20 protein-coding genes are annotated in these 20419 nt (G+C 74.3%); 15 read left to right on the forward strand and 5 right to left on the reverse strand.

Going from position 1 to position 20419, the window contains the following annotated elements; genetic code table 11:
- Positions 1 to 2 precede the first annotated feature (2 nt).
- Positions 3 to 962 carry an ABC transporter substrate-binding protein gene (locus ACIA8R_RS13075; protein ID WP_364101622.1) on the reverse strand — a complete coding sequence of 320 codons (960 nt, stop codon included), beginning with the start codon at positions 960 to 962 and terminating at the stop codon, positions 3 to 5.
- 14 nt (positions 963 to 976) lie between these two features.
- Positions 977 to 2539: an amidohydrolase gene (locus tag ACIA8R_RS13080; protein WP_397038350.1), complete on the reverse strand. Its 1563-nt coding sequence runs from the start codon at positions 2537 to 2539 to the stop codon at positions 977 to 979.
- Positions 2540 to 2656: 117 nt separating this feature from the next.
- Here ACIA8R_RS13080 and ACIA8R_RS13085 point away from each other — a divergent pair, with 117 nt between their 5' ends.
- Positions 2657 to 3532 (forward strand): LysR family transcriptional regulator, encoded by an 876-nt coding sequence (locus ACIA8R_RS13085; RefSeq protein WP_357696162.1) that lies wholly within the window; start codon positions 2657 to 2659, stop codon positions 3530 to 3532.
- A 110-nt stretch (positions 3533 to 3642) separates the two neighbouring features.
- A complete protein-coding gene (locus ACIA8R_RS13090; RefSeq protein WP_397038352.1) occupies positions 3643 to 4818 on the forward strand; it encodes an amidase in 1176 nt (391 codons plus the stop codon).
- On the opposite strand, the gene ACIA8R_RS13095 is transcribed toward ACIA8R_RS13090, so the two are convergent.
- Positions 4819 to 5859, reverse strand: coding sequence for an AsnC family transcriptional regulator (locus tag ACIA8R_RS13095; RefSeq protein WP_364101628.1), 1041 nt, complete (start codon positions 5857 to 5859; stop codon positions 4819 to 4821).
- A gap of 111 nt (positions 5860 to 5970) precedes the next feature.
- Here ACIA8R_RS13095 and ACIA8R_RS13100 point away from each other — a divergent pair, with 111 nt between their 5' ends.
- The 6 genes from ACIA8R_RS13100 to ACIA8R_RS13125 all read left to right on the forward strand — a co-directional run bounded on the left by ACIA8R_RS13100 (position 5971) and on the right by ACIA8R_RS13125 (position 11015).
- Positions 5971 to 6690 carry an aspartate/glutamate racemase family protein gene (locus ACIA8R_RS13100; protein WP_397038354.1) on the forward strand — a complete coding sequence of 240 codons (720 nt, stop codon included), beginning with the start codon at positions 5971 to 5973 and terminating at the stop codon, positions 6688 to 6690.
- Positions 6691 to 6830: 140 nt separating this feature from the next.
- Entirely contained in the window at positions 6831 to 6983 is a 153-nt protein-coding gene (locus ACIA8R_RS13105) for a hypothetical protein (RefSeq protein ID WP_357696154.1), read from the forward strand.
- Between the two features lie 63 nt (positions 6984 to 7046).
- Positions 7047 to 8024 carry an MvdC/MvdD family ATP grasp protein gene (locus tag ACIA8R_RS13110; RefSeq protein WP_397038356.1) on the forward strand — a complete coding sequence of 326 codons (978 nt, stop codon included), beginning with the start codon at positions 7047 to 7049 and terminating at the stop codon, positions 8022 to 8024.
- Positions 8021 to 8989 carry a hypothetical protein gene (locus ACIA8R_RS13115; protein WP_397038358.1) on the forward strand — a complete coding sequence of 323 codons (969 nt, stop codon included), beginning with the start codon at positions 8021 to 8023 and terminating at the stop codon, positions 8987 to 8989. Before ACIA8R_RS13110 ends, ACIA8R_RS13115 begins: the two co-directional genes overlap by 4 nt.
- Positions 8990 to 9133: 144 nt before the next feature.
- Positions 9134 to 10468, forward strand: coding sequence for an SMI1/KNR4 family protein (locus tag ACIA8R_RS13120; protein ID WP_397038360.1), 1335 nt, complete (start codon positions 9134 to 9136; stop codon positions 10466 to 10468).
- Between the two features lie 52 nt (positions 10469 to 10520).
- On the forward strand, positions 10521 to 11015 hold the full coding sequence (locus ACIA8R_RS13125; protein ID WP_397038362.1) for a hypothetical protein: 495 nt from the start codon (positions 10521 to 10523) through the stop codon (positions 11013 to 11015).
- Between the two features lie 25 nt (positions 11016 to 11040).
- Here ACIA8R_RS13125 and ACIA8R_RS13130 read toward each other — a convergent pair whose 3' ends face one another.
- Together ACIA8R_RS13130 and ACIA8R_RS13135 are read right to left on the reverse strand one after the other, a co-directional pair.
- Positions 11041 to 11478, reverse strand: a complete 438-nt coding sequence (locus tag ACIA8R_RS13130) for a PaaI family thioesterase (protein ID WP_364101645.1) — start codon at positions 11476 to 11478, stop codon at positions 11041 to 11043.
- A 61-nt stretch (positions 11479 to 11539) separates the two neighbouring features.
- Positions 11540 to 13474 carry a BTAD domain-containing putative transcriptional regulator gene (locus tag ACIA8R_RS13135; protein WP_397038364.1) on the reverse strand — a complete coding sequence of 645 codons (1935 nt, stop codon included), beginning with the start codon at positions 13472 to 13474 and terminating at the stop codon, positions 11540 to 11542.
- A gap of 78 nt (positions 13475 to 13552) precedes the next feature.
- Here ACIA8R_RS13135 and ACIA8R_RS13140 point away from each other — a divergent pair, with 78 nt between their 5' ends.
- The 7 genes from ACIA8R_RS13140 to ACIA8R_RS13170 all read left to right on the forward strand — a co-directional run bounded on the left by ACIA8R_RS13140 (position 13553) and on the right by ACIA8R_RS13170 (position 20255).
- Positions 13553 to 14425: an alpha/beta hydrolase gene (locus ACIA8R_RS13140; protein WP_364101651.1), complete on the forward strand. Its 873-nt coding sequence runs from the start codon at positions 13553 to 13555 to the stop codon at positions 14423 to 14425.
- 158 nt (positions 14426 to 14583) lie between these two features.
- Positions 14584 to 15603, forward strand: a complete 1020-nt coding sequence (locus ACIA8R_RS13145) for an oxidoreductase (RefSeq protein WP_357696141.1) — start codon at positions 14584 to 14586, stop codon at positions 15601 to 15603.
- Positions 15587 to 16432 (forward strand): sugar phosphate isomerase/epimerase family protein, encoded by an 846-nt coding sequence (locus tag ACIA8R_RS13150; RefSeq protein WP_397038367.1) that lies wholly within the window; start codon positions 15587 to 15589, stop codon positions 16430 to 16432. The genes ACIA8R_RS13145 and ACIA8R_RS13150 overlap by 17 nt, the downstream gene beginning before the upstream one ends.
- Entirely contained in the window at positions 16422 to 17708 is a 1287-nt protein-coding gene (locus ACIA8R_RS13155) for a M20/M25/M40 family metallo-hydrolase (RefSeq protein WP_364101655.1), read from the forward strand. Before ACIA8R_RS13150 ends, ACIA8R_RS13155 begins: the two co-directional genes overlap by 11 nt.
- Positions 17705 to 18883, forward strand: coding sequence for an Ldh family oxidoreductase (locus ACIA8R_RS13160; RefSeq protein WP_397038369.1), 1179 nt, complete (start codon positions 17705 to 17707; stop codon positions 18881 to 18883). Before ACIA8R_RS13155 ends, ACIA8R_RS13160 begins: the two co-directional genes overlap by 4 nt.
- On the forward strand, positions 18880 to 19800 hold the full coding sequence (locus ACIA8R_RS13165) for a Gfo/Idh/MocA family oxidoreductase (RefSeq protein WP_364101659.1): 921 nt from the start codon (positions 18880 to 18882) through the stop codon (positions 19798 to 19800). Before ACIA8R_RS13160 ends, ACIA8R_RS13165 begins: the two co-directional genes overlap by 4 nt.
- Positions 19797 to 20255 (forward strand): DUF6917 domain-containing protein, encoded by a 459-nt coding sequence (locus ACIA8R_RS13170; RefSeq protein ID WP_357696132.1) that lies wholly within the window; start codon positions 19797 to 19799, stop codon positions 20253 to 20255. The genes ACIA8R_RS13165 and ACIA8R_RS13170 overlap by 4 nt, the downstream gene beginning before the upstream one ends.
- The last annotated feature ends 164 nt before the right edge of the window (positions 20256 to 20419 follow it).

Below are 20419 nucleotides of genomic sequence, written 5' to 3' on the forward strand. Positions count from 1 at the left end.
GGTCACTTACCGCCGTTGACGACAGCGGACTGGACGGCCAGCTTGTCCAGGTTCCACGCCTTCAGCAGGTTCGCGTACTCGCCGCCGGCGATGAGGGAGTCCAGGGCGCCCTTCACCGACTCGACGAGCTCCTTGTCGTCCGGCTTCATGCCGATGCCCCACGGGCTCTCGGTGCCCTCCAGGGCCATCGCCTCGACGTCCAGCTTGGGGTCGGCGGCCTTGCTGGCGGCCACGACGTAGTCGGTGATGGTGGCCTGGGCCCGGCCGCCGGTGAGCTGGATCAGGGCCTCCTGGTCGCCGGGGAACTTCAGGATGTTGACGGCCGGCTTGCCGTCCTTCTTGCAGTCGGCGTCGTACTGCTCGGCCAGCTCCATGGACGAGCCGTTGTCGACGACGGAGACCGTCTTGCCGCACACGTCGGCCGGGCCGTTGATCTTGGCCGGGTTGCCCTTCTTGACCAGCAGACCGGCGCCGGCCTGCACGTAGTCCACGAACGTGACCTGCTTCTGCCGCTCCGGCGTGTCGCTCATCGAGGAGATGACGAAGTCGTAGCGGCCGGTGAGCACGCCGGGGATCTGGGAGTTGAACTCCTCGTCGGAGATGGTCACCTTGGCGCCGAGCTTCCTGGCGATGGCCCTGGCCAGCGCCGGGTCGAAGCCGATCGCCGTCTTGCCGTCGCTCGCGTACACCTCCATGGGCGGGTAGCCGACGGACGTGACGACCTTCAGCCCCTGCGTCTTCAGGCGGGCGGGCGCCTTGGCGGCCAGGTCCTTGTCCGGGGTGATGGCGTTGATCACGTCGGCCGCCTTCTCCTCGGTGGGAGCCTGGTCGAGCGTGACCGCCGCCGTGCCGCCGTCCGCGGGGGCGGCGTCGCCGCCGCCGTCCAGGGACTGGGCGCCGCAGGCGGTGGTGGCGGCCAGCAGCGCGCCGGCGGCGAGGGCGGAGATGGTGCGGATGTTCACGAGGGGGTGCTCCTTCAGGATCGCTGCCAGCGGACTTCGCCGCCGACGACGGTGGTGAGGACCTGGGTGCGCAGCACCGCCTCCGGCGGTTCCAGGTACGGGTCGGTGTCCACGGCGATGAAGTCGGCGAGCATGCCGGGCGCGAGCACGCCCTTGCGGTCCTGCTCGCCGGCCGCGTACGCGGCGCCGAGGGTGTGTGCGGTGATCGCCTCGGCCATGCTCAGCCGCTGTTCCGGCTGCCAGCCGCCGGCGGGCGTGCCGTCCTGCCTGGTACGGGTGACCGCGGCGTAGAGGGCGGCCCACGGGTCGGGGCTCTCCACCGGCGCGTCGGAGCCGAAGGCCAGCGCGACCCCGGCGTTGAGCATGCCTCGCCAGGCGTAGGAGGCCAGGTCGTGGCCGGCGAGCAGCGAGTCCACCAGGGCGATGTCGGTGGTGCAGTGAACCGGCTGCATCGAGGCGACGACGCCCAGCCTGGCCATCCTGGTCAGGTCCTGGGGCCGCAGGTGCTGGGCGTGCTCGATGCGGTGCCGCAGGCCGGCGGTGGTCCCGATCGCCTCGTAGGCGTCGAGGACCAGCCGGTTGGCGCGGTCGCCGATGGCGTGCGTGGCGACCGCGATGCCGGCCGCCGCCGCCTTGCTGAAGATCCGTACGAGGTCCTCGTACGGGGTGACCGCGATGCCGGTGTTGTCGTGCTCACCGGCGAACGCCTCGTGCATGTGGCAGGTGTGCGAGCCCAGCGCGCCGTCGCTGAACACCTTGACCGGGCCGGTGCGGACCCAGTCGTCGCCCTGGCCGGTACGGCGTCCCTCGGCGATGGCGGCGTCCAGGGCGACCGTGGGGATCGCCTTGTGCACGCGGATCTTCAGCTCGCCGGAGTCGCGCAGCTCCAGGTAGGCGGCCCGGCAGTCCTCGCCGTCGATGTCGTGCACGCTGGTCAGCCCGAACGACAGCAGCTCCTCCTGGCCGGCGCGCAGCAGGTCGCGCAGGTCGCCGGAGACCATGAGGGCGCGCAGCGGATAGGACGCGGACTCGCGCAGGATGCCGGTGGGCTCCCCGTACTCGTCCCGGACGATCTCGCCGCCGACCGGGTCGGGGGTGGAGGCGTCGATCCCGGCCATCCGCAGCGCGGCGGAGTTGGCCCAGACGGTGTGGCCGTCGACGTTGGGCAGCGCCACGGGCAGGTCGGGGCAGACCGAGTCGAGGGCCTTGCAGTCGGGCTGGACGGGCGGGTTCCAGATGTTGCTGTTCCACCGGCCGCCGAACAGCCACGCGCCCGGCCGCAGGGTCGCCGCGTGCTCGGCCACCTTGGCCAGGGCCTCGTCCAGGGAGCGCACGTCGCGCAGGTCGACCGCGCCGAGGCTCTGGGCGTACTGGGCCGTGTGGGTGTGGGCGTCGTACAGGCCGGGCAGGACGGCGGCGCCTTCGAGGTCCACCAGCTCGGCTCCCGAGCCCGCCGCCGCACGCACGTCGGCCTCGTTCCCGACGGCGACGATCAGCTCGCCGTCCACGGCCATGGCCTGGGCGGCGGGGGCGCCGTTGGTGCCGGTGCGAATGGTGGCGTTGCGGTATACGCGCATGTCATGGATCTCTCAGGGGTTTCGGGTGGGGTGGTGCGGCTCACTGTAGAAGTGGCAGAAAGAAGTAGGAAGCGATATAAACACGACATTTAGCAGCGCTGAGGGCAAGGAACGCTTATGCTCAAGCCAGAACATCTGCGCACACTGGGTGAGGTAGTGCGTCTGGGGTCGTTCGCGGCCGCGGCGAATCGTCTCGGATACACCTCTTCGGCCGTCTCCCAGCAGATGGCCGCGCTGGAACGCGAGACCGGCGTGCGGCTGTTCGACCGCTTCGCGCACAGCGTGCTGCCGACCAGCGCGGCGGAGGTGCTGGCCAGGCAGGCCGAGACGGTGCTCGCCGACATCGAGCGCATGGTGGCCACCGTCCAGGCGGTGCACCGCAACAGCGAGCCGCAGATCCGTCTCGGGCTGTTCCCCAGCTTCACCGACGTGCTGGCCGGGGTCCTGCGGGAGATGGAACCAGAGGACCGGGCCGGGATCCGGCTGTCGGTCGCCGAGTCGTCCCAGCTCATCGCCCGTCTGGGCAGCGGCGGCGAGATGGACGCCGCCGTGGTCTACCAGGTGGGCAACACCGGGCTGTCGTGGCCGTCGGTGCTGAACAGGCGGTGGATCGCCGAGGACCGGTACAAGCTCGTCCTGCCCAGGCTCTGGCCGGACCTGTCGCCGTACCGGGCCGAGCAGCTCGTCGACCTGCCGTGGATCATGCACCATCCGGCCAGCAGCGACGCCACGCTCTTCGAGGCCCTGTTCGCCCACTGGTCCCTGCACCCGCGCGTGGTCTGCCACTCCGACGACTTCAAGATCACTCTGTCGCTGATCGGCGCGGGCGTGGGCGCGGCCCTCATCCCCGACCTCGCACTGCGCGGCCACGGCGAGGACGTCGTGGTGGTCGACGTGCCATGGCTCAACATCAGCCGCAGTATCTTCACGCTGGTCCATCCCGACCGGGAGACCGCCCGCCTCCAGTGGCTCCTGGACGCGCTGACCGTCTGACCCGCCTCTCGACGCGGCCAGGGCCGATCTGCCAGCATGTGCCGGATCACCCCCGGGCCGCGACCACCTGGCGTCGCCGTGCCCGCGCAAGGTTAAGGAGATCTTCCACCGTGGAACGCGAGGCGGCGATCGCCCAGTCCGCCGAGGCAATCCGCCTCCACAGCGGGCACGACATCCTCATCGAGGCCGGTCCCGAGCCCGTGCTCGACCGGCTCGGGCGCGACGTCCGTCCCACGCCGGACGGGCCGCTGCGGAACTGGACGTACGTGGTCAAGGACATGATCGACGTGGCCGGCCTGCCCACCACCCGAGGCTCCGCCCTGTACGGCGCCGAACCGGCCCTGGCCGACGCCCGCTGCGTCGAACTGCTGGACGAGGCCGGCGCGCTGCTGGTCGGCAAGGCCAACCAGCACGAGTTCGCCTGGGGCGTGACCAGCGAGAACCCGCACTGGGGAGACGTGCGCAACCCGCGCCACCCGCACCTGACCCCCGGCGGTTCGAGCGGCGGCACCGCCGCGGCGCTCGCGGCCGGGATCGCCCGGTTCGGGCTCGGCACCGACACCGGCGGCTCGGTGCGCATGCCCGCGGCCTGCTGCGGCGTGGTGGGCCTGCGCCCGCGCTCGGGGGCCGTGCCCGCCGCCGGGGTGGCGCCGCTCGCGCCGGCCTTCGACGTGGTCGGCCCGATGACCACCTCGGTCGCCGACTGCGCCCGGGTCTGGCAGGCGCTGACCGGCGAGGTCGTCGAGCCGCCCGACTCGCTGGCCGGGCTGGTCGTGGGCGTCGCCGAGGGCTGCGGGCAGGCCGGGGACTTCGCCGAGCTGGGCGCGCGGCTGCGCGAGGTGGCCCTGCCCGCCGAGGTGCTGGAACCGTACTGGACGATCGTGAGTGCGCAGGCGCGCCGGACGCACGAGGGCACCTTCCCCGAGTGCGCCGCCCGCTACAGCCCCGGGGTACGCGCCAAGCTGGCGGCCGCCGGCGGCATCGGCCACGAGGAGCACCGGCGGGCCGTCGAGCGGCTGGCGGCGCTGCGGGCCGCGTTCGCGGCGGACACGGCCGGGATCGACCTGCTGGTCATGCCGACGCTCGGCGCCCCCGCGCCCCGGGTCGGCTGCGACGAGGCACGCGTACGCGGCGAGGTCGGCCGGATCACCGCCACGGTGTCGGCGCTCGGCCTGCCCGCCCTGGCCGTCGGCGACCTGCAGCTCGTCGCCACGAGCGAGGCCGCCGTGCTGCGCGCGGGCATGTGCAGGGAGTCCCGCGGCGGGACGGTCCCCGCGCCCCGCTGATCACGCGGCCCGCGGAAGGCTCCACGGGTCCACCGGGACGACCTCGGCGCACCGGCCGTACGGGTCGAGCAGCCGCCCGTACAGCTTCGACTGGCGCAGCACGATCTGCCGGTCGGCCACGTTCACGTGCGGGAAGCGCTCCTCCAGCCGCACCACCAGCGGATGCAGGTCGGCCACGCCGTGCAGGCCCACCGTGAGCAGCATGTTGCGCGGCCCGGCCAGCGCCGCGCACGTACGCGTCTCCGGCCAGCCGAGCAGCGCGCGGCCGGTCTCCTCCAGCAGCGCGTCGGGCATCCGCAGCCACAGCAGCGCGGCCGAGTGCCAGCCCGCGTGCGAACGCGCCAGGTCGCAGCGGAAGTCGAGGTCGCCCGTGGCCACCAGCCTGGTCAGCCGGCGCTGCACCGTGCGCTCGGACGTGCCCACCGCCCTGGCCAGCTCGGCGTAGGGCGCCCGGCCGTCGGCGAGCAGGGCGGTGAACAGCCGCCGGTCGATCTCGTCCATCTCCTTGGCCGACTCCGGCGCGGCCGGCCGCCTGGCCAGCGCGGCGGCGGCGCGCGGCGGCAGCACCCGCAGCCGCCACCGGCACGACGCCTCGAACACCCGCGTGGCGACGTGCGTGCGGACCTTGGCCACGCCCGGCACCCGGGGCAGCGCCGTGAGCACGTGGTCGGCCAGGGCCGGCAGCGACGGGGCCACCGCGATCACGAACAGGTCGTGCCCGGCGGCCACGTGCTGCACGGTGATCAGGTGGCGCTCGCGCGCCAGCGCCGCCGCGACGTCGGCCGCCGCGCCCGCCGCGCAGTCGATCTCCAGGAACGCCATGCTCAGCGCGTGCATCTGGCGCGGGCCGAGGGCGGCCGAGGTCCAGGCCTCGCCGGTGCTCGTGAGCCGCTGCCAGCGCCGGGCCGCCGTCACCGGGTCGGCGCCGACGGCCGCCCCCACCTCCACCCAGCTCGCCCGCGGGCTGATCTGCAGCGCGTCGATGAGCTCAAGGTCGGACTCGGCCAGCAACGACGGCGGCTCGGCGCCGGAATCCTGCACTGATCCCCCCTTGATGTCTGATTACTGCGTTCCAGAGGTCGGCACACCCTATACCGCGATCCTGGGCCCGACCGCCGTCGGAGGAAGCCACAGGAAAGGGAGGCCCCACGGATGACCGCGCTCGGCCGGGCCAGGATGGTCGGCGTGCTGGGCGGCATGGGCCCCGCCGCCACCGTCGACTTCTACGGCAAGCTCGTGGAGGAGACCGCCGCGACCGGCGCCACCGGCGACCAGGAGCACGTGCCGGTCGTCATCTGGGGCGATCCCCGCGTCCCCGACCGGTCGACGAGCCTGCTCGGGCACGGTGAGGACCCGACCCCGCAACTGCGGCACGGCATCGGGGCGCTGAGCCGGGCCGGGTGCGAGGTGCTGGCCGTGCCGTGCAACACCGCGCACGCGTTCGTGCCGCGCCTGGCCGAGGAGGCCGGGCTGGAGCTGGTCAGCATCGTCGAGGTCACCGCCGCCGCCCTCGCCGCCGACGGCGTCCGCGCCGCCGGGCTGGTGGCCACCACCGGCACGCTCCGCGCCGACCTGTACGGCCCCGCGCTGCGCCGGCACGGCATCACCCCGGTCGAGCCGGACGAGCCCGGCCAGCGCGAGGTCATGGACGCCATCGCCGCCGTCAAGGGCGGCCGCGCCGGCCGCGAGCACGCCGAGGCGCTGGCGGCGCAGGCCCGCTCGATGGCCGCCCGCGGCGCGGAGCGCGTGGTGGCCGCGTGCACCGAGGTGGTGCTCGCCCTGGACCCGGCCACGGTCCCGGTCCCCGTCGTGGACCCCGCCCGCCTGCTGGCCCGCGAAGTCGTCCGCGTGGCGCTGGCCCGGGGGGCCTGACGCCGGTCACTCCTGCCTCTCAAGTCACATCCAAGTCGCCTTCAAACCCCGGATGGTGGGCTTGGCACATGAGCTGAGGACGTGTTCGCACGTCCGCGAGCCGGGGGGCTCGCAGCTCACTGTGAAAGGAGGTGACGACCATGAGCAAGAAGATCGTGAGTCTGGACGATCTGGGTGACGAACTGGCGGTGATCGAGGAGGTCGATCTCGGCCTCGTCGCGGGTGGCATGCGTCCTCAGCGCTGCTACGGCACCAACGGCAACCCGCCCACCGACTGGGTCTCCGACTACTGATAGAGACGATTCGCGGCCGCGTGGGAGGGGGCTTGCCCTCCTCCCACGCGGCTGGGGGGACACGTGCTACTGATTCTGAGCGAGCCCGGCGACGCGACCGTGGACCTCGTCCTGCCCAAACTGAAGGCCCGGGGCGCGGACGTCCTGTGGTGGGACCCGGGCGAGTACCCGTCCGCCGCCCGGCTCACCGTCCGGTTCGGCGCGGACGGGGAAGAGCTGGTCCTGACCAGGGACGGGCAGGTCTTCGACCTCTCCACGACGACGGCCGTCTGGACCCGGCGTCCCGGACGCCCGCGCGCCGCCGACGACGTCACCGCCGACGACCTCCGCGAGCGGGGGGCGGAGCTGTCGGAGTGGTTCACGGAAGGCTTCTGGGACCTGCTGGACGCGCGCTGGCTGCCGGCCCGCCAGCCGGTGCTGCGCAGGGCGCACAACAAGCTGGTCCACCTGGCCCTGGCCAGGCGGCTGGGGTTCGACGTGCCGCGGACCGTGGTCACCAACGACCCGTCCGAGCTGGTGCCCGCCTACGAGAACGCGGGCGGGCGGCTGATCGCCAAGGCGATGGAGCACACCAATTTCGCGATCGACGGCGGCGCGCACGCCGTCTACACGACCGTCGTGAACCGGCGGTCGCTCGGCGGCCGGGGGCGCATGGTCCACGAACCGGTCATCCTGCAGCCGTACGTGCCCAAGGCGGTGGAGCTGCGGGCCACCGTGGTCGGACGGCAGGTGTTCACCGCCGAGATCGCCTCCCAGGACTCGCCGCGCACCCGCGACGACTGGCGTCACTACGACTTCGCCCGCGCCCGCCACAGCGTGCACCGGTTGCCCGGCGACGTCGCCCGCCGCTGCGTGGACCTGGTCGCCGCGCTGGGTGTGTCGTTCGGGGCGATCGACCTCATCCTCACCCCCGACGGCCAGTACGTCTTCCTGGAGATCAACCCCAACGGCCAGTGGGCCTGGATCGAAGACCTGACCGGCCTGCCCATCAGCGACGCCATCGCCGACTGGCTCACGGCCGGAGAAACGGACGCGCAATGACTCAGCTCTCCCTCGGCCCGGCCCTCGAAAGCGGCGTGAACCTGCTGCGCGGGCTGGCCCGCCGGCGTTCTGCCGTGGAGGAGGCCCGCCGCACCGCCGCGGCCTGGGCCCAGGCGCACCCGCGGCTCGGCGCCCAGCTCGTGACCAGCCCGCGTCCCGGCTCGCCGGTCGTCGACTACGACCTGCTGATCGACCACCCGTCGGGCGGCACCATCATGCTCGCCGTGCAGGCCGAGGACGGCACGTCCTGGCTGGTGGACCATTCGACCCATTGGGCCGCCGGTTACGTGCTGACCGTGGACGGGACGCACGTGTCGGCGTCCGAGGCGATGCTCATGCTGCGTTCGCTGACGCGTCCCGGGCTGTCGTCGCAGGAGGAACTGGTCCGGTTCTGCGTGCTGCGGAACGCCGCCGAACAGGAGGACGTCGGCCTGGAGGAGGTCCAGGCGGCCGCGGACGGGTTCCGCAGGCGGCGCGGCCTGCTCGGGCACGACGCGATGCTGGAGTGGCTGGACCGGATGGGCATGACCGCCGAGGCGTTCCACGAGCACATGACCATGACCGCCAAGGACCAGCGGTTCCGCGGCCGGATGCGGGCCGAGCTGGCTCCCGCGTACCTGGACCGCCATCGTGACCGGTTCGCCCAGGTACGGGCGGCCTGGGTGCTGTCGGACGCCCCGGTCGAGGCCGCCGAGCTCGACGGTTCCCTGGCCGGACGGTGGGACCTGCGGCTGACCAGGACCCGGACGTTGGCGGGCGAGCTGCCCGAACCGCTGCGGGACGTGCCGGCCGGTGGCGCCGCCGGTCCGGTCCCCTTCGAGGAGGGCTTCCTGACCGGCCAGGTCCTCGAACGACAGGAGGCCGTCGCGGACGCGGCCACCCTGAAGGCCGCCGGCGAGGCCGCCTTCGACGAATGGGTGACCGACGCCGCCCGCGAGGCGCACATCACCTGGCACTGGCTCTGACGCGTCCGGCGCTCCTCTTGGCGGGGTTCGTCCGGTTGGTGTGATTCAGAGGCGTCCGGCGCTCGTCTTGGCGGGATTCGGCCAGTTGGTGTGATTCATCGGGACGTGTCGGTGCCTTCCGATACTGTGCCGCACGTGCGGCGGATGATCACATCTCGGGGCTTATGGTGGGCGCTTTCGGCGGCGGCCGTGGCGGTGACCGCGGCGGTGGCGGCGATCGTGCTCGTCCGCCGCTCCCGAACACCGGAACCGCCGCCGGCGAACCGGCCGGACTCCGCCCGGCCGGTTCCCGAACAGCCGGGCTCTGGGCGGCCAGGCTCTGGGCGGTCAGGCACTGAGGGGCCGGGCACTGAGGGGCCGGGCACTGAGCGGCCCGGTTCGTCGCGGCCTGGCTCTGAGACGGGCGCCGGGAGCGCGCCGTCGCCGTGGCCGCCCGCCCCCATCCTCGGGACGCCGACGAAGGCGGACGTCGAGCGCTTTGCCACCAGATCGGCCACCTTCTTCGACAACCCCGCCCTCGCCGCCTTCTTCGCCGACAGGACGCCCCTCGACGGCGCCACCCGGCGGCGCCTGAACCGGTGGGCCATGGTGGGCCTGGCGATCGTCGTGCTGGCCGGGGCCGCGCAGGCCCTGGAGTCGGCGGTGTTCTCCAAGGGAGGAGACCCCGCGACCGAGGTCGAGAATGTGCCCTGCGCCCCGGCCTACGCGAACGCCGGCGTCCGCTGCGTGACGGACCTCGACCTGGCGGTGGAAAGCGGTTCGGAGCCGGACACCTGGTGGGACCAGGCCGCCGAGCCGGCGCCCGCCGACCAGCAGCCCGCCGAACCCCAGGAACCGCCTTCCGTCCAGGAGATGGTCGACGCCGACTGCCGTCCACGGCCGGCCGAGCCGCACGTACGCGAGATCGACCCCAAGGTGACCCGCGCGGTCGACCGGCAGTGGCGGCGGATCGAGACGTGGCTCAAGGCCAACGCCCCCAAGAGCTACCGCACGCTCGGCGCCCCGGGAAAGGCCACGACCATCGCGGTCGCCGAGGCGCAGACGGGCCTGTCGTTCCCCGACGACCTGCGGGCCTCGCTGCTGCGCCACAACGGTTCCGCCATCACCGAGGGCACCTGGCCCTTCGGCTTCCTGGGCAACCGGAACGAGAGCATCCGGGAGATCCGCGACCACTGGCGCGTCCTGTGCGGGATCGACGCCACCGACGACACGGACGACCCCCGCGACGAATGGTGGGACGGACGCATGATCCCCATCGCCTCCGACGGCTCGGGCGACAGCCTCGTGATCGACTCCGTACGCCGTGACGTCGGCGAGACCGACCAGGAGGGCAGCATGAGCTTCGTCCCCGGCGGCATCCGCATCCGCTCGTACCACGCCCTGCTGAAGGCGACCGCCGACGCCCTGGAGACCGGCGGAACGATCGGCTACATGAAGCCGAAGGCGGTCGCCGGCCAACTGGAGTGGGACGTCCCCTGACCCGCCCGCCGCACCCGTCGACAGCGCCGTGCCCGGGTGTCACGATGCGAGGATGATCGCCCCCCAGGCCGTCGCACCCTCCGCGCGGAGCGTGGCCAGAAGGCTGGTCCTGGCCGGCGCGGCGGGGATCGTCCTCACCGTCGCCCTCGTCGCGTGGGCCGTCCTGATGCCGAACCTCATCCCCTCGGTGGAGGCGCGCTACTGCGGCGAGTACACCGGCTGCATCGGCTACCTCTTCCTGACCTGGGAGTACGGCCGGTGGGTCGCGCTGGTCGCCGCCTGGCCGCTGCTCCACCTGCTCCGCGTACGGCCGGCGTGGCAGGCCGCCCTGATGGCCGCGCTGTACCTGGTGGCCATCTGGCAGGTGGCGCTGCTGCTCATGCCGGCCGACTTCGTCATCGGCTTCTACCTCATCCTCCTCAGCGGCGTGATCGCCTTCCCCGCGGCGGCCTGGACGACCATGCCGCACCTGCCGCGCGCCGTCCGGTTCGTCACCGCCGGCGTCGCCCTCGCGCTCTACGCCGTCACCTGGCCGCTCGCCGGGTGACGCCCGGCCGGACACGAAGACCCCGTCAGCCCGTCGTCCGGACCATGGCCGTCGCGGTCGCCGTGGCGACGGTCCTGCCGTCGGGGTCGAGGAGCTCGCCGGCGAGGAAGCACACGTCCTTGCCGCGCCTGACCACGCGCCCCCGCCCGACGAGCCGCCCGGGCCGCGCGGGACGCAGGAACTGCACCTGCAGGTCGAGGGTCAGCGCGAACTGATCCTCCGGCAGCGTCGCCACCAGCGCGGGCCCCATCGTGTCGTCGAGCATCGCGGCCAGGAAGCCGCCCTGAACCACGCCGACCGGGTTGGCGAACCGCTCGCCTGCCTGGAACGCCACCTCGATCGTGCCCGCCTCCGGATCGACCTCGACGAGCTCCCAGCCGAGCAGCGCCGCCGCGGGCGGCGGCGGAACCTTGCCCGCCAGCATGTCCCAGAACATCCCACGCCTGCCCGCGTCCGCCGTCATGCCTTCCATTGAACAGCCCGCCACCGACAGACCGGCGGCCATGGCGTGGTGAGGCAGGAAATCAGGTGCCGAGGGCGGTGAGGAAGTCGGCGACCGGGCCCAGCGTGATCAGGCCGCTGCCGGCTCCGGCCAGCTCCGCCGCGGCGGGGGTGAGGGCCTCGCGGGCGCGGGCCGCCGTCCGCCGGTCGCCGACCGCGACCGCGGCCCGCGCGACCAGGCACCACATGGCCTCGAACAGCAGGTCCCGGGGCGGCTCCGGGACCAGGCCGACCGCCTCGGCAGCCTGGGCGCCCCGCCCCTCGTCCAGCAGGACGAGGGGCCGCACCCACGGCTCGTACGGCCCCCACTCCACGGGTTCCCCGCCGAGGACGGGCAGGCCGTGCCGCACCCGTACGGACAGCAGCGCCAGCGGCAGCAGCCCCTGTCGCAACCCCGGCATCCCGACGTCGTCCAGCCGCGCGGCGGCCACCCGGTAGGCCGCCTCCTCCTCGGCCGCGGGAACCCGCCCGGAGGCCGCCCCCCGCAACACCCGGTACCACTCGGTGAACACGCTGACCAGCGGCAGCTCGTTCCGTTCCGCCAGCCGGTCGGCGGCGTCCGCGTGCCGGTCGGCGGTCCCGAAGTCGCCGAGCGCCCCGCGCGCCTGGACGCGGACGAGATGCCCCAGCACCTCGAACGTGACCAGCCCGTGCCGCGACGACAAGGCGACCAGCTCGGCCCCGATCCCGTCCCGGTAGGGGGCCAGCCCCGCCCGCTCGAACGCCTGCATGAACACCCCGTTGAGCGCGAACGCCAGCAGCGCCGGGTCGTCCAGGCGGCGGGCGATCCGCTCGGCCTCGGCGGCGGCCCGCCGTCCCCGGGCCGAACGGGTGCCGCGCGACTCGACGGCGATCGTGGCCAGCAGCCGCGCCCGCGCCGCCTCGGGGGCGCCGGGCGGCAGGGCGTCCAGGGCGCGTTCGGCCGCGGCGACGACCTGGGACGCCTGCTCGGGGTCGTCCGACCGGGTCCAGACGGCCGGCACGTCGTAGGTGCCGATCACCCGGGCCGTCAGCTCCGGATCGCCCAGTTCCTCGGCCGCCTCGATGGCCGCCGTACGATGCCCGCGCGCCGCCTCCAGGCCGCCGCCCCCGGTCACCGCGAGGTTGCGCAGCAGGCCGACCGTCGACTCCAGCCGCGCCCGGGCCCCGGCCCCCACCGTGCGGTCGTACGCCTCGGCCGCCTGCGCCCACACCCGGGCCGTGGCGTCGGCGGGGGCCGCGAGCCCGCGGTCCTGGTGCAGGATGTCCGACTCCAGGCGGCGCAGCCGGGGCCCGGGGTCCACGCCGAGCTGCTCGACGAGGAGCGTCCGCGCCCGGCGCAGCACGGCCAGCGCGTCCCCCTGGCGCCCGGTGCGGTAGAGGGCGAGGGCGAGCAGCCGCCAGGCGTCCTCGCGCCAGGGGTGCTCGGCGACGTGCGAGTCCAGGTCGGGGACCGCCTCCGCGGCCCGGCCCAGTGCCAGTTGCGCCTCGGCCCGGCGTTCGACGGCGTGCAGCCGCAGCTCGGTCAGGCGGGCACGTTCGGCGCGCGCCCAGTCCTCGTCGGCGAACTCGGCGTAGGCGGGGCCGCGCCACCAGCCGAGCGCCTCCTCCAGCCGGGCCGGTTCCGGGGGGCCGCCGGTCACGGCCTGCTCGAAGCGCCAGGCGTCCACGGCGTCGGGGGCGGCGCGCAGGGCGTACCCGGGGCCCTCGGTGACCAGCAGCCGGGCGGGGGCGCGCGGGGGGCGTCCGGGTTCGAGCGCCCGGCGCAGGGCGGCCACGAACGTGCGCACCGCGCCCACCGCGTCCGGCGGCGGATCGTCCCACAGGTCCTCGACCAGCCGCGTCACCGGGACGACGCGGCGCCGGGCGACGATCAGGCGGGCCAGCACGGCGCGATGCCGCGGCCCCTTCAGCGGGATCGGCTCGCCCTCGTCGTCCCAGGCCACCACGGGCCCCAGCACCCCGAACACGCCCCCCATCCTTTCTGCTCACCGGATGCTCATCCGCCCCCGGCACGCTGGGAACCGACCCGGTCACCCACGAAGGAGGGCACCATCATGAACATCCCCGGATTCGACCACCGCCGTGTCGCCGTCGCCGACGGCGTCACGATCCACGCGGCCGTCGGCGGCTCGGGCAGCCCGATCGTCCTGCTGCACGGCTTCCCGCAGACCCACCTGATGTGGCGGCACGTCGCCGCCGACCTCGCCGCCGACCATACCGTCATCTGCCCCGACCTGCGCGGTTACGGCGCCAGCGACAAACCGGCCGAGACCGGCCCGTCCGTCTACTCCAAGCGGACCATGGCCGCCGACGTCGTGGCCCTGGCCGGGGCGCTCGGTCACGAGCGCTTCGCCCTGGCCGGGCACGACCGCGGCGCCCTGGTCGCCTTCCGCGCCGGCCTCGACCACCCGGCCGCGATCACCCACCTGGCCTGCCTCGACGTGCTGCCGACCCTCGACATGTGGGACGTCATGCGCGGCGTCACCGCCGCCGTCGGCTTCCACCTCTACCTCATGGCCCAGCCGCCCGGCCTGCCCGAGCAGCTCATCGGCGCGAGCCCGGACGCCTTCTTCGGCCACTTCCTCGACCTGTGGATCAACGACCCGGCGGCCGTCCCGGCCGAGGTACGGGCCGTGTACCTAGACGCATGCCGGGCCGCCGTCCCGTCGATCGTGGCCGACTGCCGGGCCTCGGCCGGGATCGACGTCGAGCACGACCGCGCCGACCTGGCGGCGGGCAACCGGCTGCGCATGCCGGTGACCGTGCTCCAGCAGGACTGGGGCGCCGCCCTGGGCTACGACGCCGCGGCGCTGTGGCGGGCCTGGGCACCCGACCTGCGGCACGACACGGTCACCTGCGGACATTTCATGGCCGAGGAGTCTCCCGCCGAGATCGCGCGGGCGCTGCGCGACCTCGTGTCCCGGTAGCCGGTCGTGCTGGTCAGAGCCGGTCGTCGTAACTTAAAGTAATTGACATGTCACGGTAAGTTATTCGACAATGGCAGCGCCAAATGAGGTCGTCCTTCCAGTGAGAAAAGTACGGGCCGGAAAGCCGAGCACGCGACGGAGTAGAGGCGCTCTCCAGCATGTTGCACGCATTCATCGTCGGGATGGGCAGATCCGGCGCAGGGCTGCATCTGCCCTCCCTGGCCAAGGTGCGCGAGGCGGCCCCGGGGCTGCTGGCGCCCGGCCCGGTCGTCGTCCTCGACCCCCTCCTGCCGCCCGGCGGCGTACGGGGAGCCGTGCCGGCCGGGTCGCCCGAGGAGGCCGCCGCGCTCGCGCCCCCCGACCGGACCGTCGTGCACCTGTGCACTCCGCCGCACGTCAGAGCCGGGATGCTGGCCCGGCTGGCGCCGCTCGGCTACCGCAAGTTCATCGTGGAGAAGCCGCTCGCGCTCGACCTGGTCGGGCTGGCGGCCGTGGCCCGGGTGCGCCGGCGCTGGAACCTCGACCTCACGGTCGCCACCCACTGGCTCGACAGCACGCTCACCGGCCGGCTCCGGGCGGCGATGCACGCCGAGGAGTTCGGCCCGCTGAGGCAGATCCGGGTCGTGCAGAACAAGCCCAGGTTCACCCGGAGCGCCGCGCGTCCCGACGCCACCACGGCCTTCGACATCGAGGTGCCGCACGCGCTCGCCGTGGTGCTCAGCCTGGCCGGCGGCGCCCGGATCTCCGAGGCGTCCTGGGAGGACATGGTCACCGAACGCCACCGCCTGCCCCGGCTCGGACGGGCCAGGCTGCGGCTCGACCACTATTCCGGCGTGCGCACGGAGATCGACTCCGACCTGACCTCACCCGTACGGGAGCGGCGCATCACTCTGCACTTCGAGCGGGGCACGCTCACCGGCCACTACCCGTGCAGCGACGCCGACCACACCGCCCAGCTCAGGGTGGCCACGGCCGAGGGCGAGCGCCGTTCGGTGTTCGCCGACGACGCCCTGCCCGCCTTCCTGCTGGCCGCCTACCGGCGCTACGCCCGCGCCCGCTGCTCGCCCGGCGCGCTGCCCGTCCAGGTCGACGCCGTGCGGCTGCTCACCGAGGCCAAGCACCTGTGCGCGGCGCACGAGCCCGGGCCTGAGGAGGCGCCGCGTGCAGGCACCACCTGAGCTGGCCGGCATCGGCGACGAGGCCGCCCCCGACCTCGACGGCCAGCTGGCCGCCGTGGGGGAGCTGGGCTGGAACCGGCTGGAGCTGCGCACGATCGACGGCGTGCCGGTGGCCGGGCTCGGCGAGGCGGCGTTCCTGCGCGCGGCGCGGCGGCTGCGCGATGCGCGGGCCGAGGTCGTCGCGGTCGCCTCGAAGATCGGCGACTGGTCGCGGCCCGTGACCGGCGACTTCGCGCTCGACCTCGCCGAGCTCGACGTGCTGGCACGCCGCTGCCCGGCGCTGGGGACGCGGCTGGTGCGGATCATGTCCTTCCCCTCGGGCGGGCTGGCCGAGCCCGAGTGGGGGCGGCGGGTCCGCGACCGGCTGCGCGAGCTGGCCCGCCGGGCCGAGGACGCCGGCCTGCTGCTGGTCCACGAGAACTGCGCCGGCTGGGCGGGCGACCGCGCCGACCGCATGCTGGACCTGGTGACCGGGATCGGCAGCCCGGCGCTGCGGCTGCTGTTCGACATCGGCAACGGCGTCGCCCACGGCTACCCGGCGGCCCCGATGTTGCGGGAGGTCGTCCCGTACGTCGCGCACGTCCACGTCAAGGACGCCGTCACCGGCCCCAGCGGCGAGGTCGTCTACGTGCTGCCCGGCGAGGGACGCGCGGGCGTCGCCGAGTGCCTGCGCCTGCTGTCCGCCCACGGCTACACCGGCGCCCTGTCCATCGAGCCGCACCTGCGGCTGCGCCCCCACCTCGACGACCCGGGCCGCGGCGACCAGGCCGCGTTCGTCCGGTACGGGCGGGCGCTGGAACGGCTGGTGGGGCAGGTCGATGGACGTTGACGCCGTGCCCCTCGACGCGGCGGAGCGCGACCTGCTGCTGAGGCTGCTGCGGCTGCCCACGGCGGGCCCGCTGGAGACCGGGCCGGCCGGTCCGCGCCCGCGGCTGCGCCAGGCCCAGGACGAGTACGCGCGGGCCGCCGCGCCGCTCGGTTTCCGCACCGTACGGCACACCTGCGTGCGCCCGGCCGAGCTGCACCGCGCCGACGTCCCCGCGCCCGTGCGCGAGGCCCTGGACCTGCCCGGCTTCCTGGACGCCCAGCCCAGCCTGGTGCTCCGGCTGGGCCCCGGCCTGCCGACGTCCCGCACGGTGATGTTCAACGTGCATCTCGACACGGTCGCCGGCCTTCAGGCGGCCAGGTTCGACGGCGAGCGGTTCCACGGCCGCGGCGCGATCGACGCCAAGGGCCCGGCCGTCGCGCTGCTGGCCGGGCTGCGGGCGGCGCGCGCCCGCCGGCCGGCCATCGGGCGCGAGGTCGGCGTGCTGATCCAGGCCGTGGCGGGCGAGGAGGGCGGGGCCATGGGCGTGCTCGGCACCCGCCCGCTCGTCGAACGCGGCTACGTCGGGCGGCTCAACGTCTTCTGCGAGCCCACAGGCGTACGGTTCCTGCCGCGCAGCACGGCCGCCGCCACCGCCCGGATCGTGGTGGACGGCGAGCACGCCGTGGACGACCGGCCGGCCGCCGGGCACAACGCCACGGTCCTGCTCGGCTTCCTGGCCCAGCACCTGGCCAGGGCGCTCGACCCGGACACCGTGTGTGTGGCGGGCCTGCACACCGGCACCCGCCACAACCAGGTGTACGGCCGCGGCTCCCTCCTGCTCAACCTGCCCTACGCCACCCCCGCCACCGGACGGCGCCTGGAACAGGACCTCACCCGCGCCCTGGACGACGGCCTCGCGGCCTTCACGGCGGCCTTCGGCGGCACCGCCCTGTTCGCCAGGACCGCCCGCGACGCCAGGGCCGTCACCCGGCTGGAGTGGCGCAAGCGCGGCCTGCCCGTGCTCGACGACCGCGACGCGTGGGGGCACGCGCTCCTGCGAGACCGGGCCGGGATCCCGCCCTGGCCCGCCGGCGAGCCGGCGTTCACCTGCGACGCCATCTGGATGGCGGGCGTCGAGGACGCCTGCACGGTCGTCCTGGGGCCGGGCGACCTGGCCGGCAACAACGCCCATGCCGAAGGGGAGTTCGCGCGGGCCGACGAACTCGCCGGGTTCGCCGCCGCCGTGGCCCGCCTGATGATCGCCTTCACCGACGACAGGATTGGACGAGGAGCATGAACCCCACTGCCTCACCCGCGACGGACGCACCGCCCGCGCATCCGTACCCGCCGGTCCCGAGGGCCGCACCGCGACAGGAGCGGGCGGCCGTACGGGTGCGCCACGACGACCTGCTGGACTTCGTCGCCGCCGTGTTCACCACCCGCGGCCTGGCCCCCGAACGCGCCCGCGAGGCCGCCGCCGCACTGTGTTACGGCGACCTCGTCGGCATGACCTCCCACGGGCTGGCCAACCTGACCCGGCTCTACCTGCCGCTGTTCGACGAGGGGCGGGTCGACCCGCTGGCCGAGCCGTCCGTGCTGGCCGACCGGGGCGCGGCCGTGCTCCTCGACGCCGGCCGCGCGCTGGGCCTGTGGGCCGCCGGCCTGGCCATGGAGATCGCCGCCGGGCGGGCCTCGACGTACGGCGTCGGCCTGGTCTCCGTACGCGGGGGCACCCACCTGGGCTGCGCCGGCCACCACGCGCTGCGCGCGGTCGAGTACGGCATGGTCGGCGTCATCGCCAGCAACTGCGGCCGCCAGCGCATCGCCAGACCGCCGGGGGGCGCGGTGGCGATGCTGGGCACCAACCCGATCAGCGTCGCCGCCCCCGCCGGCGGGCATCCGCCGTTCGTGCTGGACATGAGCACCACCGCCATGCCCACCGGACGGGTCAGGCAGGCCGCGCGGCACGGCGACGAGCTGCCCGAAGGGGTGCTGGCCGACGAGGACGGCGCTCCCGTGACCGACGCCGCGGCCTTCGACGAGGGACGGGCTCACCTGCTCTGGCTCGGCGGCGAGGCGGGGCAGTATAAGGGCTTCGGGCTGGGGGTGGCGGTCGAGGTGCTGGCCGCGCTGGTGCCGGGCGCGGGCCTCGGCGCCCACCCCGACGCGTACGACGGCGACGGCGGCCCGAGCGGGCGCGACGACGACATCGGCTTCCTTGCCCTGGCGATCGCGCCGGGGGTGCTGCGCGAGGGCCTGGAGGGCGACGCGGCCACGCTGTTCGGCGCGTTGCTCGGCTGCCCGCCCGCCGGCTCCGGCCTGCCGGTGAGCTATCCCGGCTGGCACGAGCATCGCCGGGCCGAGGAGCACCGGCGCTCGGGCGTCCCGCTCGGCGCCGACCTGTACGACGAGCTGGCCGCCCTCGCCGCCGCCACCGGACTCGACGCCCCCGCCCTGGTGGTGGAGCGGTGAGCGCCCGGCTGCGGGTCGCCGTCATCGGGCTCGGCGTGATCTCGCGGTTCTACCTGGCGGCCCTGCACGCCTCGCCCGGCCTGCGGCTGGTCGCGGTCTGCGACACCGACCCGCGCGCCCTGGAGGGTCACCGCGTCCCCGCCTACCGCGACCATCTGCGGCTGCTCGACGAGGAACGGCCCGACGCCGTCGTGGTCACCGTCCCCAACGACCTGCACGCCCGGGTCTGCGCCGACGCGCTGGCGCGGCGGATCCCGGTCTGCGTGGAGAAGCCGCTCGCCCTCGACGCCGCGCAGGGCAGGCGGCTCACGGACCTGGCCACCGGCTCGGACGTGCCGCTGTTCACCGCCTTCCACCGCCGCTACAACTCCGCCGTCGGACGGCTGCGCGCCGCGTGCGCGGGCGCCCGCGTCGAGGAGCTGACCGTGCGCTACCTGGAACGCATCGAGGACCACGCGGGCGGCGACTCCTGGTACCTGGACGCACGGCGCTGCGGCGGCGGCTGCGTCGCCGACAACGGGCCCAACGCGTTCGACCTGGTCGACCTGCTGCTCGGCCCGGCGCACGTCGTCTCCGCGCACGTCGACCGGGACGCCGCGGGGGTCGACCGGCAGGCGGACGTCGAGCTGCGCGCGGGCGCGGCCCGCGCCCGGATCCTGCTCGACTGGTCCTACCCGGGCGAGCGCAAGGACCTGGAGCTGCGCCTGGCCGACGGCCGCGCCCTGTACGCCGACATGCTGGCCGGCCACGCGGGCTTCAAGAACTCCCTGTGGCACGAGTACGAGGGCGTGCTGGCCGCGTTCGAACGCTGCGTGCGCTACGGCACCCCCGACGGCGAGGGCGGCCTGCCCGCCCTGCGCTTCGTCGAGGACGTCTACCGCCTGGAGAAGGCCGGCGCCGGACGGGGGGCCGCGTGAACCCCGACGAGGACGGCCCCAAGACCGCGGTCACCGGCACGCTGCTGAAGGTGCTGGTGCACCGCAGGCAGGACCGCGGCATGCTGCTCGAACCGCACGCCAGCCGGTGCGTGCGCGCCGGCGAGGTGCACGAGCTGGTGGCCACCGACCACACCGAGACCGACGCGGGGGCCAGGATCGACCGGGTCGCCTTCCTGGGGTTCGCCGAGATCGTCGCGGCCGGCGTGCTGGACCGCGGCGACGAGGTGTGGATCGGCGGACGCCGGGTCGGGGTGCTGCTCGGCTTCGACGGCTGCCACCTGCCCAACCACTACAACGTGCTGATCCATGCCGACCCCGCGGCCACCGGCCGCGAGCTGGGCCTCATGCCGGGCGAGCCGCTGGTGTTCAGCCAGCCCCTGCCCGGCGACCCTGAGGAGGGTGGGGCCCGGGTGTTCCGCTGGCCGCTGCTCTAGAGAGTTTCGATTACTTTCCGTGACCTCTGGTTTACCAATAGTCACACAGGGTAATCTGTTGATTGCGCACAGTAGTGGGAATCGCTCGTTTCGGACTCCCACTAGAGGTCGCGTCCCTCCCCCCGATGATCCCCACGACGGCGGGCGGGCGCGTGTCACGAAAG

Origin of the sequence: Nonomuraea sp. NPDC051191, from assembly GCF_044455665.1 — a bacterium.
GTDB lineage: Bacteria > Actinomycetota > Actinomycetes > Streptosporangiales > Streptosporangiaceae > Nonomuraea.

Excerpts from the sequence above, each read along its gene's own strand:
- ACIA8R_RS13145 (WP_357696141.1), top strand. The coding sequence starts at position 14,584 with ATGTTGCACGCATTCATCGTCGGGATGGGCAGATCCGGCGCAGGGCTG.
- ACIA8R_RS13100 (WP_397038354.1), top strand. The coding sequence starts at position 5,971 with ATGACCGCGCTCGGCCGGGCCAGGATGGTCGGCGTGCTGGGCGGCATG.
- ACIA8R_RS13105 (WP_357696154.1), top strand. The coding sequence starts at position 6,831 with ATGAGCAAGAAGATCGTGAGTCTGGACGATCTGGGTGACGAACTGGCG.
- ACIA8R_RS13085 (WP_357696162.1), top strand. The coding sequence starts at position 2,657 with ATGCTCAAGCCAGAACATCTGCGCACACTGGGTGAGGTAGTGCGTCTG.
- ACIA8R_RS13160 (WP_397038369.1), top strand. The coding sequence starts at position 17,705 with ATGAACCCCACTGCCTCACCCGCGACGGACGCACCGCCCGCGCATCCG.
- ACIA8R_RS13135 (WP_397038364.1), bottom strand. The coding sequence starts at position 13,474 with ATGGGGGGCGTGTTCGGGGTGCTGGGGCCCGTGGTGGCCTGGGACGAC.
- ACIA8R_RS13125 (WP_397038362.1), top strand. The coding sequence starts at position 10,521 with ATGATCGCCCCCCAGGCCGTCGCACCCTCCGCGCGGAGCGTGGCCAGA.
- ACIA8R_RS13080 (WP_397038350.1), bottom strand. The coding sequence starts at position 2,539 with ATGCGCGTATACCGCAACGCCACCATTCGCACCGGCACCAACGGCGCC.
- ACIA8R_RS13120 (WP_397038360.1), top strand. The coding sequence starts at position 9,134 with ATGATCACATCTCGGGGCTTATGGTGGGCGCTTTCGGCGGCGGCCGTG.
- ACIA8R_RS13155 (WP_364101655.1), top strand. The coding sequence starts at position 16,422 with ATGGACGTTGACGCCGTGCCCCTCGACGCGGCGGAGCGCGACCTGCTG.
- ACIA8R_RS13140 (WP_364101651.1), top strand. The coding sequence starts at position 13,553 with ATGAACATCCCCGGATTCGACCACCGCCGTGTCGCCGTCGCCGACGGC.
- ACIA8R_RS13115 (WP_397038358.1), top strand. The coding sequence starts at position 8,021 with ATGACTCAGCTCTCCCTCGGCCCGGCCCTCGAAAGCGGCGTGAACCTG.
- ACIA8R_RS13130 (WP_364101645.1), bottom strand. The coding sequence starts at position 11,478 with ATGACGGCGGACGCGGGCAGGCGTGGGATGTTCTGGGACATGCTGGCG.